The sequence below is a fragment of the Arsukibacterium tuosuense genome, from assembly GCF_900215315.1.
Taxonomy (GTDB): Bacteria; Pseudomonadota; Gammaproteobacteria; order Enterobacterales; family Alteromonadaceae; genus Alishewanella; species Alishewanella tuosuense.
On sequence record NZ_OBEB01000002.1, the window covers coordinates 434,410 to 448,383 of the forward strand.

A 13,974-nucleotide genomic window follows, 5' to 3' on the forward strand; every position below is an offset into this window, starting at 1 on the left:
TGCTAAGCTGACAATAGTTTTAAACCAGTCGTTAAATTTCTATGATCACCGTTGAACAAATAAAGCAGTTGTCTACCGCCGAGAAATTGCAGGTAATGGAAACCTTATGGCAAGAGCTTACCGCCAACCCCGGTGTTTCCCCTGCATCACCTGACTGGCATCAACAAGCGCTGCATGAAACAGAACTCGCTGTCAGAGAAGGCGAAGAGGTCACCCACGACTGGGAGCTGGCAAAGCAAAGTTTGCGCGATAAATTCAGATGAAAATAAAGGTTCTCGATGCTGCGTTAAGCGATCTGGCAAACGGCCGATCATTTTATCATCAGCAGGGAAAGCATTTAGGTGATTACTTTCTCGATTCGCTGTTCAGCGACATTGACTCACTAACCCTTTTTGCAGGCATACACCAAAAGTACTTCGGGTACTTTCGCATGCTGGCCCATCGTTTTCCCTATGCTATTTATTACCAAATGCCAGAGTCAGATTTAGTCGTGGTGTGGCGTGTGTTAGATATGCGTGCTAACCCTAAAAAGACAAAGAACAAACTTGAGTAGTAGCTAGCAAATTTTTGTGTCAGTTTTAGCTTAAAGTGGCTGAGTATCATTCTGATAAACCGCCACTTAGACAGAAGATTTTCTCGTTACTTATTCGACTGTCAGACCCTGGCTCTTGTATTCAATCGCTTTGTCTAAACTAAAGTTTTTAGCAATCCACTTTGAGGCATTTCGTGGAGAAAAGCCTGCCTTATTCCACTCGATTATTACCTGAGGCGAGTTAACCCCAACCTGGATCCACTCTTTAGCATCAGTTGGTGTAAAACCATTACTGCGTAATGCTCTGGCGTCAAAAGCTTGCACACCAATGCCTTGCCAGGCTGTTGCTTCCTGGTATGGCATTCCATCCCATGGACTCGATGAAGCACAACCTGTCAGGGATATAACCCCTGCCATAACAACGATTGCTACTACCTTCTTCATTAAAAACTCCTTTGTTTTATTCTTTAATTTTTCTCGTTCAAAAAAACCAACATTAATCTAAAGCTTGCCACAAGTTAGCCTGATAAATCATAGGCAAGCTTTAGAGGGAATTAAATTAGAGTAATATTTCTAAATTGGCAACAAATAATCTAAGGTAAAGTTGCTAAATTAAGTGCTTCAGCATTTGTAATAGTGACAGCGTGTCTCGCTGATCCTATTGATTCTGGCGGGAGCACGCGCCCCCGCCTGTTGCTTAACTATTCCGCTGTTTGTTTGCGCAGGCGTTTTACTAAGCCTGCGACTGACGCTGCAGCAGCAAGCGCCATACAGGTAATACTTAGTTTTAAAATTAACGCAGGGGCTTGAGACAATGTAAACATGGTAGCAACGCCTGCAAATAGCAGCACTATGCTCGCCAGGTTGAAGTGCGTAAAAGCCTGAGGCTGCAACAAATCGGTGCAAAACGTCTTAATACGTTGCCATTGCCATGCGCTAATACCCATCATAAGGCCGATGGTAACGTAAAGAAACAGCCCATCATTGGGGAAATTCAGCAACGCGTGCATCACAATGGCCGGTATGATAGACCCGGTTTTATGCGTGACCCAGCCCAGCGCTAGGGCACTTATTGTTAAGCCAATAATGGTTGAGGCATGATAAAGATCGAGCTGATGATATTGCGCATGGCTAAACACAAATAAGCCTGCAGTAATGACAATACCAACCGCTGGTGAAAAGAAGCGGATCAACTTCGACTGCACATAACCACGCCAGAGTATTTCCTCTAATATTGGGATCAGACCGAAGCTGCCGACAAACATCACCAGCCACCAGCCGGTTGTCTTTTCACCGTGCAGCAGGGCTTCCCGCCATGGCACAGATACCCCCAGGTTATAAGTTTGATCAAGCAAAAACACCGTTTTGTTGGCAATATCACCTATACACCAGGCCAGTACACCTATAACCACCAGCTGAATAAACTTGTAGCCATGCCGTGTCAGCTTCAGCTCTGCTTTAAGTTTTTCGCTGTTAATCCAGCTGAAAAAAGTAATGAGTGCAAACCAACCGGCAAATTGCAGCATAAGCAGCTTGCTCAGGTCGAGCGCAATCACGAACATATCAGGGCTGTCGCCCATTAAGGCCATCAGCGGATGACCGGTGACGCCCGCAAGTTGAAATAACAGTGGCGCCAGTAGCGAACCGGCAAAAAACACCGCCAGCACTTCACAAAGCGCAAAGAAGCGGTGTGGTAGAGGATAAATTTTTTCCATGATAGATGACCCATTGTCTGCGTTAGTGAAATTACAGTTTCAATGAACCGGAATAAAGATGCGTCTTTCTCGGTCGAACCTTGCTGATTTACGGCAAATTCGGCCGATGTTTACCTGGCTTGCGCCTTATTGCGGCACCGAAACTCGCTGGGGGTGGCAGATTCAAAGCTTTTAAAGGCTTTGTTAAAGGTCGCTTTATTATTAAAGCCAACATCGAGCGCGATATCCAAAATAGACTGTTGCGAATCAATTAAGCGCTGTTTGGCATCTTCTATTCTGGCTTTATTGACATATTCGTAGAAGGTCATGCCAATGTGACTATTAAGATATTCGGACATTTTGTGTTGGGACACACCAACAAGATCACTTAGTGTCTGTAAATTGAGAAAACGATCTAAATAAATACGTTGTGATTTTAGTGCTTCCAGTTTATTGCTGATCATGCTGATATCTTCAGTGCGCAGGTTTTTCGGGCCGGCAATTCTGGCATCGTTTTGCGCTGCAATACTGTTATCACTATTGTTGCGGGCGCTTGTCTCAAATTCAAAAGGCGCTTCCAGAATAGCGGGCTGATGCATGCCGTAGAAACCTGTCATAAAAATGAGCAACACTAAGACGAACGACAAAATGGTGTCGGCATTTGATGTAATAGCAAAGGCACGTAAATCGAACAGCAGTGCTGCTATTAATGCAGATTCAAACAGGATAAAGCCAATAACCAGGTTGCGTAACCAGAGCAAATTGATGTTATCAATATTAGAGAAACTATGTTTGATGCGGCGTGCATAGCGAATAAGCAGTACCAGGCAGACAACTGTGTAGCTGATAACGTGGGCCAACTTTAGTAATGGCAGTAACAGCTGGGCAGCGGAATAGTTGCTTAACGACTCATTAGTGACAATTTTTAACTCTGCCGTGCTAAAAAAAGCGGCATAAATGATCAGCGCTAAGTAACAACAAAACGGTACTATATGAAGCATGCCAAAGAGTCGGACCTTAGCCGCTGACAACGTTAAGCTTTTAACGTAAAAGTATAGCAAGGGGCCAAACAGAAACACTACGCTGCTGGCAATGACGAGCAGCGGCTTCATGTTTTCGGCGTAGCCCGAAACTGACAGCCATTGGGCAGACAAGGCCGTGACAAAAGCGCTTAATAGCAGCACTAAATAACGATTAGCCTGATGCTTATTGGAAGATTTTGCCATAAGCGTCAGCACTAGAAACACACCTTGAACCATACCAATAACCAGGATCGCTGATTCTGAATTAAGCATTTTCTTCTCAACGTTTCTACACAATATAGTGCGTTAAAGCATAAGCAACCTAAACTATCAGCTGGGGCAATTCAATAGCGCATAATGTTGTAATACATTTAAACAGATGATCTATTGTACGATTCTTTGCTACCCTTGATGTTAAACTTGCGGCGAATATATCGCTACACAGTTACGCAACTTCACTGACACTATAATAAGCAGGCTTATGGCAGACTTAAACCATATCAATCAAGATAGCTGGATCATGCGCGGTGAAAGTATGACGCGTATTGAAACCTTTTTTGCTGCAGCCTGTGCTTTTGCCGTTACCATGGTTGTCATTTCAGTCGGAACCATTCCACATACCCTGGCTGATTTAGTGTTAGCCACTAAGCAAATTCCGGCTTTCGCTGCTAGTTTTGCTGTTATTACCTGGATTTGGCATACACACTCGGTATGGAGCCGGCGGTTTGGTCTCGAGGACACCAAAACCGTTGTTTTCAGCTGTCTGCTTATCCTACTGGTGCTTATTTACATGTATCCACTGCGAATTATGATGCAGGCACTGTTTGCTGTTATCAGCAATGGCTTTTTGCCCAGCCTGATCCGGTTTCAAAGTGAGTGGGACGCCCGTTTTATGTTTGTGTTATTTGGACTGGGTTTTTTGCTGCTCAGTATCAATTTTGTGGCGTTATACTGGCATGGTAAACGCGCCAAACTGGTTACGCCCTTATCTGATTATGAGCAATATCAGGCCAACACCGAGATTGTTGTCTGGCTGACCACCGCCCTGGTGTGTTTAAGTAACCTGATACTGTCTGTTTTGCTGCCAATTAATTACATAGGTTGGGCCGGATACAGTTACTTTCTGTTGTTCCCTTTGTTAAACGGTATCAGCTGGATCCGAAGCAAAAAATGGCAGCAAAACATCGCTGTACAGCTGGCTAACAAAGCGTAAAGTGAGCACGGCGAAAGCCCGTACTCACAAACGGAAATTATGGCTTTAACAACGCCAGTAATTGTTTATCTTCTGTTGCCCTGGCCAGGGCTAAATGTTCAGCAGCCTGCTCTGTTTGTCCGGCAAATTCCAACAATTGCGATAAGCGATAGTGCGCCCAATGCGCGCTTGGCATATCTGTATCAATATCGTGCTGTAAATAAGCCTGCAGAGCAGTGATGCCGTCTTGAATAAAGTGTTCAGCAAAGAGTGCATTACGGCCTATCTGATATAGTGCTTCTACTTGAGTTTTTTGTTGTTTAGTTTGTTTTGCGGCTAACACAAAGTGTTGCTGTGCTTGAACAAATGCCTGTTTCTTTTGCAGCAGTAATCCCAGTTGATACTGAGGTAAACCGGCAGCAGGTTCAGCGGCAATTGCCTGGCGCAGTTGATGTTCAAAGGTATCCAGATCATCAGTTTTGATGTAATAGTCCAGCTCAGCTACCGCACCTTCATTCGCATCTAACATTTTTATGATGTTAATTTGCTCAAGCGCTAGTTGCTCATCACCACCTGCTATACCTGGTGCGCCAAGATAAAAGTTAACCAGGCCTTTGCGATACGATACGTTGTCAGGCACAAGCTCAACCGCTTTATTTAAACAGGCTAACGATTTTTTGGCATAACTTAACGCACTAAAAAAAGCATCTCCTGCCTGGCGGCCCATTATTCTGCCACAATAGAAATGATACTCAGCGTTTTGCGGCTCGCGCTTTAACGCTGACATGATCAGACGCTCAGCTTTATCTAAGTCTGTATCAATTAATTCCATCGCCTGTGCTGCTTCTGCAGCCGCCGGTGCTGACGCATTTGCATCTCTTACCGGCACCATAGCCACAAACAAAAATATAAAAATAACGATTAATCGTGCATTCATGCTGATTTTTCCTTAACGTTTTTTAGTGTAGTTAAACTCAGTGCACAAATGCCAAACGATATATGCGTCATTAGTATGATGTGGAAAATGGTCTGCACCTGTAACTCCAATGTGTGAGATGACTGGCTCACATTTTTTCAGAAAGCCACAGTGCTGTGATAGTGCCAAAAGTAACGATACATTGTTGTGACTTTTGGCGTGGCGCAGCGTTGGCTTGCTAGTTACCGGTAGATCATGGTCTACGCTGCTAGCGTTTTTTGCCCGTGCAATCAGGGCATAGGCTGTTGAACTTTATTTTTAATATCTTCTGTAATTAATAATACTTCAAACCATCTGCCTTGCCTCTGAACGCATAATACGCCAGGGCGGTGTAGCCGATAATGACCGGGATAACCACGACTGCGCCAAAGAAGATGATAAGCAGCGACTCTCTGGAGCTGGCGGCTTCATACAGGGTAAGTTGGTTCGGTACCACAAACGGATAAAAACTTAATGCCAGGCCCAGAAAACTGCAGATAAAGATAATATTGCAGATAGTAAACGGCAGCCAGGCGCCGGCGTCACCCGGCAGTGGCAGGCGTTTCAGCACCAGGTAGCCAATTACAAACATGGCAAAACACAGTAGCGGAATAGCAGCAAACAGGTAAGCCAGTGGTGGTTCGGTCCATACCTGCAGCGCATTAGCATTGACCAGTGGGTTAATGGCGCTGACGGCCAGGATACCGGCCAGGGTCAGTACCCCGGCTATTTTACAGTGCTTAATAGCATGCAATTGCAACTCGCCAGAGGTTTTGCCTATCAGCCAGGCGTTGCCAATCATGGCAAAGGCAGCGGTTACACAAAGACCGCTAAAGCAGGCAAAAATAATACTGCCGGTATTATACTCAAGGCCCATCACATAAATGCCCAGCATAAAGCCCTGGCTGAAAGTAGCCAGTATTGAGCCTGCTTTAAAGGTGTAATCCCAGCGGGTTTTGCGGTTATTCTTTACCTTGGCCCGAAAATCGAACGCCACGCCGCGCAGAATTAACCCCAGTAGCAACAAGGCGGCTGGCAAGTACAAGGCATGTAAAATGGCGCTATGCGCTGCCGGAAAGGCGACCAGCAGCAGGCCGACGGCCAGTACCAGCCAGGTTTCATTGGCATCCCAGAACGGGCCGATAGAGGCAATGGCTGTGTCGCGCCAGGGCTCGTTGGCCATTGGCAGCGTAATGCCGACACCCAAATCGTAGCCATCTAAGATGGCATATAGCAAGATAGACAGGGCAGTCAGGCCACCGAAAATAAGTGCTAAATTATCTGCAGTTAACCAGCTCATATTGTGGCTCCTGTGCGTACGCCTTTACTTAGATCGTTACCTGGCTCAGCGCGTGTTTCGACCAGACCGGGGCGGGTTAAATCATATTCTTCTACCTCAACCGCACGGTTAGCCAGCCAGAACAGGGTTTTGACATACGCCAGCAGCAACACCGCATACAGCAGCAGATACATCACCAGTGTCATCGCCACATGCTCACCCGGTACTGTGGTCACGGCATCGCGGGTTTTCAGCACGCCATACACTAAGTAGGGTTGGCGACCAATTTCGGTGACATACCAGCCGGCCAGGGTGGCAACCCAGCCAGAAAAGGTCATGCCAATCAGTATTTTCAGTTGCAGCGGCGCCAGTTCTTTTTTGCGCAGTAAGCGATAGCTGGTCCACCAGGCCATCAGCAGCATTAACATGCCAATACCGACCATTACCCGGAAGCTGTAAAATACCGGTGCTACCGGTGGATGCTCGCCGGCAAATTCGTTTAAGCCCTTTAGCTCGCCATCGGCATCATGGGTTAAAATCAGGCTGGCCAGCTTGGGGACTTCAATGGCAAAGCGGTTTTGTTGGGTTTCTTCGTCCGGTATGGCAAATAACACCAGCGGTGCGCCGCGCTCGGTATGCCAGATCCCTTCCATCGCTGCTATTTTTTGCGGCTGATGTTCCAGGGTGTTTAAGCCGTGAAAATCACCGACCAGCACCTGAGTTGGTGCCAGGATAGCGGCGCTTAGCAGGGCTGTTCTCAGAGTCAGTTTTGGCGCTTTTTTGTTATCGCCCTTTAAGATACGGTAGGCCGAAATACCGGCTACCAGAAAACAGACCGTCAGGCCCGAGGCCAGCAGCATATGAGTAAAGCGATACGGAAACGACGGGTTAAAAATAATAGCGAACCAGTCGGTAGCATGGGCGACGCCGTCAATCATTTCAAAGCCGGCCGGGGTTTGCATCCAGGAGTTTAATACTAAAATCCAGAATGCGGAGAAGGTGGTGCCGAGCGCGACCAGAAAGGTTGCCAGGGTATGGGCCCAGCGCGGCACTTTATGAAAGCCAAACAGCATAATGCCGAGCATAGTGGCCTCTAAAAAGAACGCAGTCAGGATCTCATAAGCCAGTAGCGGCCCGGCAATATTGCCGATGCTTTCCATAAAGCCCGGCCAGTTAGTGCCAAACTGAAACGACATAGTAATGCCGCTCACTACGCCCAGGGCAAAGGTCAGCGCAAATACTTTTACCCAGAAACGATAGGCCCGCATCCACACCGGGTGCTGCGACAGATCAAAGCGTACTTTGAAATAAAACAATAACCAGCCCAGGGCAATGGTAATAGTCGGAAACAGAATATGAAAACTGATATTGGCCGCAAACTGAATCCGCGACAGAATTAAGGTATCTAACATAACCACCTCACTGCTAATAACCGCTAGGCATCTTTTTTAGGCCGGAACTTATCGGTAAACTCCAGCACCTTACCCACTCCGGAGCCCAGCTTCATCAGGGTGTTCAGTTTCTCCGGCGACAACGACTGCAGGCTTTGGGTCCATTCGGTAATGTTTTCCAGCAAGTCGTGAATTTCAGTGATCCGTTTTTGGGCATAGGCTTCATCGTTATTGGCTGCTTCGTCCATCATAATGTCGCGCAGCAGTGACAGCGTTGGGTCCATTTCACGCTTACGCCGCTCTTCAAACACCCGGTTAGCCATATCCCAGATACTGCCCCGGCTCTGATAAAATTCGCGGCGCTCTCCCTGTTTATGGATTACCTGCACCAGCTGCCAGCTACCCAGTTCTTTTAATCCCATGCTGACATTACCCCGGGAAATACCCAGTAACTCGGCAATCTCGTTAGCACAAATTGGCTGCTCGCTGACCACCAGCAAGGCGTAAATCTGGCCGACGGTGCGGTTAAAGCCCCAGCGGCTGCCCATCTCGCCGAAGTGACAAACAAAAGACTCAATCATTGGTGTCATTTGCATACATGGCCCTTACTGAACTTTCAGAAATTTCTGAAACTATAATACGGCTGAACCTTGATCTGGATCAAGTTTTTTCTGCCACGCTTTATCTGTCGGGAGCTGACGGCGGCTGTGCTGCAAAGCTGACAGTTTAGCCAGCCCCCCAATGATGCGCTGATTGCCAATTTATGGAGGGTTGGTATACTGTATAAAAACACAGTTAAAGGCGCGTATGGTAGCAGTATTTTTAGGTAACGCCGGTGTCTGGCCCAAGCGCCGTATGCCGTTTTACAGTGACCCGGTAATGGCAGGCTTTCCATCACCCGCCCAGGATTATATCGAGCGTACCCTTGATTTAAACGAGCTGTGCGTGCGTCACCCTACCGCCACTTTTTTTGTGCGGGTTGAAGGCGATTCGATGATAGAGGCCGGCATTTTTGACGGCGATGTGCTGGTGGTCGATCGTTCGGTTGATGCTGAGCACGGCGATATTGTGGTGGCGGCAGTGGGTAATGAATTTACCGTAAAGCAATTGGCTACCAGGCCACAGCTGCAGTTATTACCGCGCAACCCGGCTTACCAGCCTATTTGCCTGCGCGAGGGCGACGAGCTGAATATATTCGGTGTGGTTACCAATGTGATCCGGCAAATGAAGCGCAAGTGAGACGCAAATCAAGTGAGGCGCAAATACAGTGCAGGGAAAAGGGCTGAATGAGTAAAACAATCTTCGCGCTGGTTGACTGCAATAACTTTTACGCCAGCTGTGAAAAGTTATTCCGGCCCGATTTAACCCATACCCCGGTGGTGGTACTGTCGAATAACGACGGCTGCGTGGTGGCCCGCTCAAAAGAAGCAAAGAAGCTTGGCATTAAAATGGGCGTGCCGGTGTTTCAGGTACGTGAGCTGATGCGCCAGCAAGGCGTGCTGGCGTTTTCATCTAACTATGCCTTATACGCCGATATCTCGCAGCGGGTAATGAGTACGCTGGAAATGCTGGCACCCAGGGTAGAGGTGTACAGCATAGACGAAGCCTTTCTCGATTTAAGCGGGCTGCAGCAGCTGCAAAGCCTGACGGAATTTGGCCACGGCATTCGGCAGCGTATTCAGAAATGGCAGGGCATTAGTGTTTGTGTTGGCATCGCCCCCAGCAAAACCCTGGCCAAACTGGCTAACCATGCCGCGAAAACCTGGCCGCAAACTGCCGGTGTGGTTGATTTAACCGACAAAGCCCGTCAGCGCAAATTACTGGCGCTGTTGCCGGTGGGCGAAGTGTGGGGCATTGGTGGTAAACTGACGAAACGGCTGCAGCAACTGGGGATCAACACCGCTTTGCAGCTGGCCGACGCCAACCCGAATTATATCCGGCAGCACTTTTCCGTGGTGGTAGAGCGCACTGTGCGGGAGTTAAATGGCGAATCGTGCCTGGCGCTGGAAGAAATGGCCGCTACAAAGAAGCAGATAATTTCCAGCCGTTCGTTTGGTGAGCGGATTACCAATAAACCGCAAATGGCTGAAGCGATCAGTGAATATATCAGCCGCGCCTGCACTAAACTGAGGCAAGAGCAGCAACAAGCGAAACACCTGACCGTGTTTTTACGCACCAGTCCGTTCAGTGATAAAGACACGCCTTACAGCGCCAGCAAAAGTATCGAACTTGATATGCCTGGCAGCGACACCCGGCTTTTTTTAAGCAAAGCGATGCAACTGCTGGATGCATTATGGGTGAACGGCCACCGCTATGCCAAAGCCGGGGTAATGCTGGCTGACTTCTATGACCCCGGTGTGTATCAACCCGGTTTGTTTGACCAGCCGGCTAATTTTGAGCAGCAACAGCAGCAGACAGCAGCAGATCAGAAACTAATGCAACTAATGGACAAACTTAACGCCAAACACAGTAAGACCATCTGGTTTGCCAGTCAGGGCGCGAAACAGGAATGGGGCATGAAACGCGAGCTGCTGTCACCCGCCTACACCACCAACTGGCAGCAGTTGCCTGTTGCCAAATAGCTTCCATACTGCACCGTTAACTGCAACCAGGCATTGATAAATCACTAATGGAGCGACCTAATGACATCTGAACACAGCGGGAAAAGTAACCATAGTATCGCCCACTACGCGGCCTTAAAAACTGCGGTAGCAAATGGAGAAGAAGCACGGATAAAAGAGCTGCTGACTAACCAAACGATGCAGCCACTGGAGAAGGGCTACCTGCTTGATTTGGCCCGGTTGGGTAATAATCGAAATATCATCAGCTTGCTTGAAGCGGTGCCAGAACGGGAAGATTAACTATTTAGCGTACTCAATCTGACAATCGGCAGCAGCTGCAGCTGTAAGCTGCGTAGTGCTGATTTGCTGCTGGCTGTCCAGCAGCGTGTTATCGTTCGGTGCTAGTTGCAGTGCTTGTTTAATTAAAGCTGTCGCCTTGTTGTGACAGCCAAGCTCGCTAAGCAATACCGCATAATTGTTCAGATAAGCCAGCTGTTGCCCGGCAATGCCCAGGCCTTGTTCAAACCAGCCAGCAGCTGTTACAGGCTGACTTGAAAAGTAGTGATTGCCTAATAAAAAATACGGCAGCCAGTAATCCGGCCACTGCTTGGTTGCCGTGATCAGGGCGGCGATGCCGGTGGCAGTTTGCCGGGTGTTAATTAAATCCTGACAGGCTTTGGTATAGATAAAAGGGTCCAGCTGGTCACTGGTTTTATCGGGGGGTAGCATGGCCAGCATCCAATAGTTGGCGCGCCGCCAGGTGCGCTCGAAAGTGGAAAAATTCAGGCGATGCGCTTCGGTTACCCCGGTATGCAGTACCACCTCTTTTGCTTTAAGGTCATAACCAATGACCACCGCATAATGCCACTGCGGTAGCCAGGCAATGGAATTGTTTTGCAGCACAATAACCGGAATATCGTCGGCAACCAGGCTAAGTAGCTGGCTCATGGTCGCGCGCTGTTCATATGCCACCATACCAAGCTGGCGGGTAGCCGCTGCCATTTCAATTTGCAGGGTGCCTGCAAGGCCCGGCGTAAAAGTAGCCGGAGCAATATTGTCCGGGCTTTTGTTGAAGCCATAAAAACCGGCCACTTCAGATAGGGTGGTGGGGCCGCAGAAGAATTCCTGCTGTGGATAAAATGGCACCTGCGCAATAGTATGGTCTCTGGCAATGTCTGGGGGCGCTGCCAGTAATTGTTTGGTTTGGGGTGGTGTCTGGCAGGCTGTTAGCGTACTTAGCAGAGCAGCCAGCAAAACAGCCAGCAGACCGGCTGAAGAGCCAGTCTGCCAACGTGTTTGCATAAAGAACTAAGAACCAATAGGACGGATAAACGGATAAACGTTGGTAATACCCATCAGATCCAGCACCGCCACAACCACCAGCACAGTCACTATGGTACCAACTACGCCACCAGACGGCATCTCGTTGAGCTGGCTGTTAAAGGCTTCCAGCTCGGCATTGGTCATGCTGGCGATACGCAGTTTGGCATCTGCCGGGCTGACACCCAGTTCAACTAACTTATTTTGCACTTCTGCATTATCGACAAAAGCCAGCACCTGCTGCTTGTTGTATTGGTGCTGCTGGTCGGCAATAACCTGATCGGAACTGTATACGCCTGCTGTCGCCTGATCCATACCGAAAAATAACGTGCCGACAAGGGCAATTGCACTGACGACGCTGGATTTTAAAAGTTTAGTAATCATGAATACATCCTTGAACTAATTGTTTATCGGGCAAACTTCGTTGTTGGATAAGCTTTAACTTATTGAAAATTAACGATGCATAGCTTCAGAAGCGTAGCTGATTAAGCGGGCCTTTGCAAACAGGCACCGGCCAGCAGCTGCCGGCCGGTGCCTGTTTAGTTATCTGATCAGATGCCAGCGGGTCTGCCGGCCGGCAAGGTAAATTACCTGTTTGCCATCAAAATAGGCGCTTTGCTCCAGTTTAATATGGACCAGTTGCTTACCCCACTCTGGCACTGCCTGTTTAATATTACCTTCAATCGCGTAGGCAGTATTGGCATAAAGCGGCCAGTCGCCCTGCACCGGCGTGTCGCCCTGGTTATCCCACATGCCAATTGTCGGGCCAGGGGCATGGCCAACAAAGCCGATAGCATGGGTATAAGTACTGCTGTTAATACCCGCACGGTCAGAGGCTTTACGGGTAGCTGCCAGAATGGCATTGCCGCTACGGCCAGCTTTGAACTCCGTGGTTAAAATATCCTGCCAGCGATTGCCGGTGGCCAGCGCGGCTTGTAAACCTTTTGGGGCGTCCGTTTCATCAATGTGCAGTACATAGGCCATTTCCTGGGTGTCAGTGCATAGCGTCAGATAACAGATGCCCACGTCGGTATGCAGCACATCACCGCGTTGAATTACCCCGCTGCTGCCACAAAACGGGTTGTCGGCTTCACAGGCCATGCCCGCGCGCTGCAGATTAACATAAGGCATAAACCACACCAGTAAATCCAGCTTCGCAAACCGTTCGCGTATATACCAGGCAACATCATCGGTAGTCGTCACGCCGGGGGTGATCACTTTATTACTGAATGCTTCAGCTATAACTGAGCGGGCCAGACTTACAATCTGCGGGTATAGCTCAAGCTCTGCCTCTGTGCGTTGCTCCAGCCAGCGCACCACTAATTGCTCGGCCGATACCAACCTGCTGTGATATTCCGCCGGTAATGCTTTTAACAACTGTTGGTGCAGGCCTGAGGTCAGGCCATCGGCTACCGGCCAGTGTTCAGAGCTATTAATCCCGATTTTTCCAGGCTGACGTTTGACAATTTCGGCGGCCAGCGCCTGCCATTGCTCGGTTAAATTGCCGCCGGCCCAGGCTGACTCATAAGGGTCGCCAAGGGGGTAGCGGTTAACCGATAACTTATCGATACTGCCATCATCATTGCGACTGAATAGCAACATGGTAGTGCGCCTTGCTGCAAAGGTTGGCTGGGGCACCAGCGTAAAATACACCGGGTCTTCGGCATATTCGCGGTTAATCACCAGCCACATATCCAGCCCTGACTCGGCCATTAATTTTGGCAGCAACTGCTCGAGCCGCTGAGTGGTTAACTGGTTGGCAACCGGCACACGCTGCCGGGGACTTAATACCTGATAATCAGCTGCGGAACTCAGCACCCGGCCCTGACTGAATTGTGAAGGTTTGGCCAGAGCCGCAGGGGCGAGTAGTAAAGCCGCCAGCGCAGTTGTTACAAAAAACGTTTTCATTCGCATGCCTGTAGTTATGTTCCGGTTATGTTGTTTTAAGCCAGATAACCGGCAAATGCAATGTTTCATCTGATTGAAATATATGTTTTTTACTCTGGTTAAACTAATAATTGGGGTATC

General features: G+C 48.6%; 16 protein-coding genes. 6 read left to right on the plus strand and 10 right to left on the minus strand.

Annotation, left to right across the window (positions count from 1 at the left end):
* Positions 1-41 precede the first annotated feature (41 nt).
* Complete coding sequence (locus CRO03_RS06460; RefSeq protein WP_097110792.1) at positions 42-263, plus strand: addiction module protein; 222 nt, start codon at positions 42-44, stop codon at positions 261-263.
* A complete protein-coding gene (locus tag CRO03_RS06465) occupies positions 260-553 on the plus strand; it encodes a type II toxin-antitoxin system RelE/ParE family toxin (RefSeq protein ID WP_097110793.1) in 294 nt (97 codons plus the stop codon). Before CRO03_RS06460 ends, CRO03_RS06465 begins: the two co-directional genes overlap by 4 nt.
* A gap of 90 nt (positions 554-643) precedes the next feature.
* Here the strand turns inward: CRO03_RS06465 and CRO03_RS06470 are convergent, their stop codons facing one another.
* The 3 genes from CRO03_RS06470 to CRO03_RS06480 all read right to left on the minus strand — a co-directional run bounded on the left by CRO03_RS06470 (position 644) and on the right by CRO03_RS06480 (position 3,452).
* Entirely contained in the window at positions 644-976 is a 333-nt protein-coding gene (locus tag CRO03_RS06470; RefSeq protein ID WP_097110794.1) for a hypothetical protein, read from the minus strand.
* Between the two features lie 257 nt (positions 977-1,233).
* Entirely contained in the window at positions 1,234-2,247 is a 1,014-nt protein-coding gene (locus CRO03_RS06475) for a CPBP family intramembrane glutamic endopeptidase (RefSeq protein ID WP_097110795.1), read from the minus strand.
* Between the two features lie 110 nt (positions 2,248-2,357).
* Entirely contained in the window at positions 2,358-3,452 is a 1,095-nt protein-coding gene (locus CRO03_RS06480) for a helix-turn-helix domain-containing protein (RefSeq protein ID WP_170948957.1), read from the minus strand.
* A 277-nt stretch (positions 3,453-3,729) separates the two neighbouring features.
* Here CRO03_RS06480 and CRO03_RS06485 point away from each other — a divergent pair, with 277 nt between their 5' ends.
* Positions 3,730-4,461: a TMEM175 family protein gene (locus tag CRO03_RS06485; protein WP_097110797.1), complete on the plus strand. Its 732-nt coding sequence runs from the start codon at positions 3,730-3,732 to the stop codon at positions 4,459-4,461.
* Between the two features lie 37 nt (positions 4,462-4,498).
* Here CRO03_RS06485 and CRO03_RS06490 read toward each other — a convergent pair whose 3' ends face one another.
* The 4 genes from CRO03_RS06490 to CRO03_RS06505 form a co-directional block, all read right to left on the minus strand.
* Positions 4,499-5,377: a tetratricopeptide repeat protein gene (locus CRO03_RS06490; protein ID WP_097110798.1), complete on the minus strand. Its 879-nt coding sequence runs from the start codon at positions 5,375-5,377 to the stop codon at positions 4,499-4,501.
* A 313-nt stretch (positions 5,378-5,690) separates the two neighbouring features.
* The gene (locus CRO03_RS06495) at positions 5,691-6,695 is read right to left on the minus strand and encodes a cytochrome d ubiquinol oxidase subunit II (RefSeq protein ID WP_097110799.1); all 1,005 of its coding nucleotides are present in this window, start codon (positions 6,693-6,695) and stop codon (positions 5,691-5,693) included.
* Positions 6,692-8,086 carry a cytochrome ubiquinol oxidase subunit I gene (locus CRO03_RS06500; RefSeq protein WP_097110800.1) on the minus strand — a complete coding sequence of 465 codons (1,395 nt, stop codon included), beginning with the start codon at positions 8,084-8,086 and terminating at the stop codon, positions 6,692-6,694. Before CRO03_RS06500 ends, CRO03_RS06495 begins: the two co-directional genes overlap by 4 nt.
* A gap of 23 nt (positions 8,087-8,109) precedes the next feature.
* A complete protein-coding gene (locus tag CRO03_RS06505; RefSeq protein ID WP_026349527.1) occupies positions 8,110-8,661 on the minus strand; it encodes a GbsR/MarR family transcriptional regulator in 552 nt (183 codons plus the stop codon).
* Between the two features lie 211 nt (positions 8,662-8,872).
* Between CRO03_RS06505 and umuD the strand changes: the two genes are divergently transcribed.
* From umuD to CRO03_RS06520, 3 genes are read left to right on the plus strand one after another with little or no spacing between them, the layout of a single operon-like run.
* Positions 8,873-9,304 (plus strand): translesion error-prone DNA polymerase V autoproteolytic subunit, encoded by a 432-nt coding sequence (gene umuD, locus CRO03_RS06510; RefSeq protein WP_019677501.1) that lies wholly within the window; start codon positions 8,873-8,875, stop codon positions 9,302-9,304.
* A 47-nt stretch (positions 9,305-9,351) separates the two neighbouring features.
* Positions 9,352-10,647, plus strand: coding sequence for a translesion error-prone DNA polymerase V subunit UmuC (gene umuC, locus CRO03_RS06515; RefSeq protein WP_097110801.1), 1,296 nt, complete (start codon positions 9,352-9,354; stop codon positions 10,645-10,647).
* Between the two features lie 60 nt (positions 10,648-10,707).
* On the plus strand, positions 10,708-10,926 hold the full coding sequence (locus CRO03_RS06520; protein ID WP_097110802.1) for a hypothetical protein: 219 nt from the start codon (positions 10,708-10,710) through the stop codon (positions 10,924-10,926).
* Here the strand turns inward: CRO03_RS06520 and CRO03_RS06525 are convergent, their stop codons facing one another.
* From CRO03_RS06525 to CRO03_RS06535, 3 genes are all read right to left on the minus strand, one after another.
* On the minus strand, positions 10,927-11,928 hold the full coding sequence (locus CRO03_RS06525) for a PA2778 family cysteine peptidase (RefSeq protein ID WP_097110803.1): 1,002 nt from the start codon (positions 11,926-11,928) through the stop codon (positions 10,927-10,929). It abuts the gene before it with no gap.
* 6 nt (positions 11,929-11,934) lie between these two features.
* The gene (locus CRO03_RS06530; protein ID WP_170948958.1) at positions 11,935-12,330 is read right to left on the minus strand and encodes a PA2779 family protein; all 396 of its coding nucleotides are present in this window, start codon (positions 12,328-12,330) and stop codon (positions 11,935-11,937) included.
* A 159-nt stretch (positions 12,331-12,489) separates the two neighbouring features.
* Positions 12,490-13,854 carry a M24 family metallopeptidase gene (locus CRO03_RS06535; protein WP_097110804.1) on the minus strand — a complete coding sequence of 455 codons (1,365 nt, stop codon included), beginning with the start codon at positions 13,852-13,854 and terminating at the stop codon, positions 12,490-12,492.
* Positions 13,855-13,974 lie beyond the last annotated feature (120 nt).

Coding starts and splice junctions, on each gene's coding strand:
- CRO03_RS06460 (WP_097110792.1), top strand. CDS start 42: ATGATCACCGTTGAACAAATAAAGCAGTTGTCTACCGCCGAGAAATTG.
- CRO03_RS06465 (WP_097110793.1), top strand. CDS start 260: ATGAAAATAAAGGTTCTCGATGCTGCGTTAAGCGATCTGGCAAACGGC.
- CRO03_RS06470 (WP_097110794.1), bottom strand. CDS start 976: ATGAAGAAGGTAGTAGCAATCGTTGTTATGGCAGGGGTTATATCCCTG.
- CRO03_RS06475 (WP_097110795.1), bottom strand. CDS start 2,247: ATGGAAAAAATTTATCCTCTACCACACCGCTTCTTTGCGCTTTGTGAA.
- CRO03_RS06480 (WP_170948957.1), bottom strand. CDS start 3,452: ATGGCAAAATCTTCCAATAAGCATCAGGCTAATCGTTATTTAGTGCTG.
- CRO03_RS06485 (WP_097110797.1), top strand. CDS start 3,730: ATGGCAGACTTAAACCATATCAATCAAGATAGCTGGATCATGCGCGGT.
- CRO03_RS06490 (WP_097110798.1), bottom strand. CDS start 5,377: ATGAATGCACGATTAATCGTTATTTTTATATTTTTGTTTGTGGCTATG.
- CRO03_RS06495 (WP_097110799.1), bottom strand. CDS start 6,695: ATGAGCTGGTTAACTGCAGATAATTTAGCACTTATTTTCGGTGGCCTG.
- CRO03_RS06500 (WP_097110800.1), bottom strand. CDS start 8,086: ATGTTAGATACCTTAATTCTGTCGCGGATTCAGTTTGCGGCCAATATC.
- CRO03_RS06505 (WP_026349527.1), bottom strand. CDS start 8,661: ATGCAAATGACACCAATGATTGAGTCTTTTGTTTGTCACTTCGGCGAG.
- umuD (WP_019677501.1), top strand. CDS start 8,873: ATGGTAGCAGTATTTTTAGGTAACGCCGGTGTCTGGCCCAAGCGCCGT.
- umuC (WP_097110801.1), top strand. CDS start 9,352: ATGAGTAAAACAATCTTCGCGCTGGTTGACTGCAATAACTTTTACGCC.
- CRO03_RS06520 (WP_097110802.1), top strand. CDS start 10,708: ATGACATCTGAACACAGCGGGAAAAGTAACCATAGTATCGCCCACTAC.
- CRO03_RS06525 (WP_097110803.1), bottom strand. CDS start 11,928: ATGCAAACACGTTGGCAGACTGGCTCTTCAGCCGGTCTGCTGGCTGTT.
- CRO03_RS06530 (WP_170948958.1), bottom strand. CDS start 12,330: ATGATTACTAAACTTTTAAAATCCAGCGTCGTCAGTGCAATTGCCCTT.
- CRO03_RS06535 (WP_097110804.1), bottom strand. CDS start 13,854: ATGAAAACGTTTTTTGTAACAACTGCGCTGGCGGCTTTACTACTCGCC.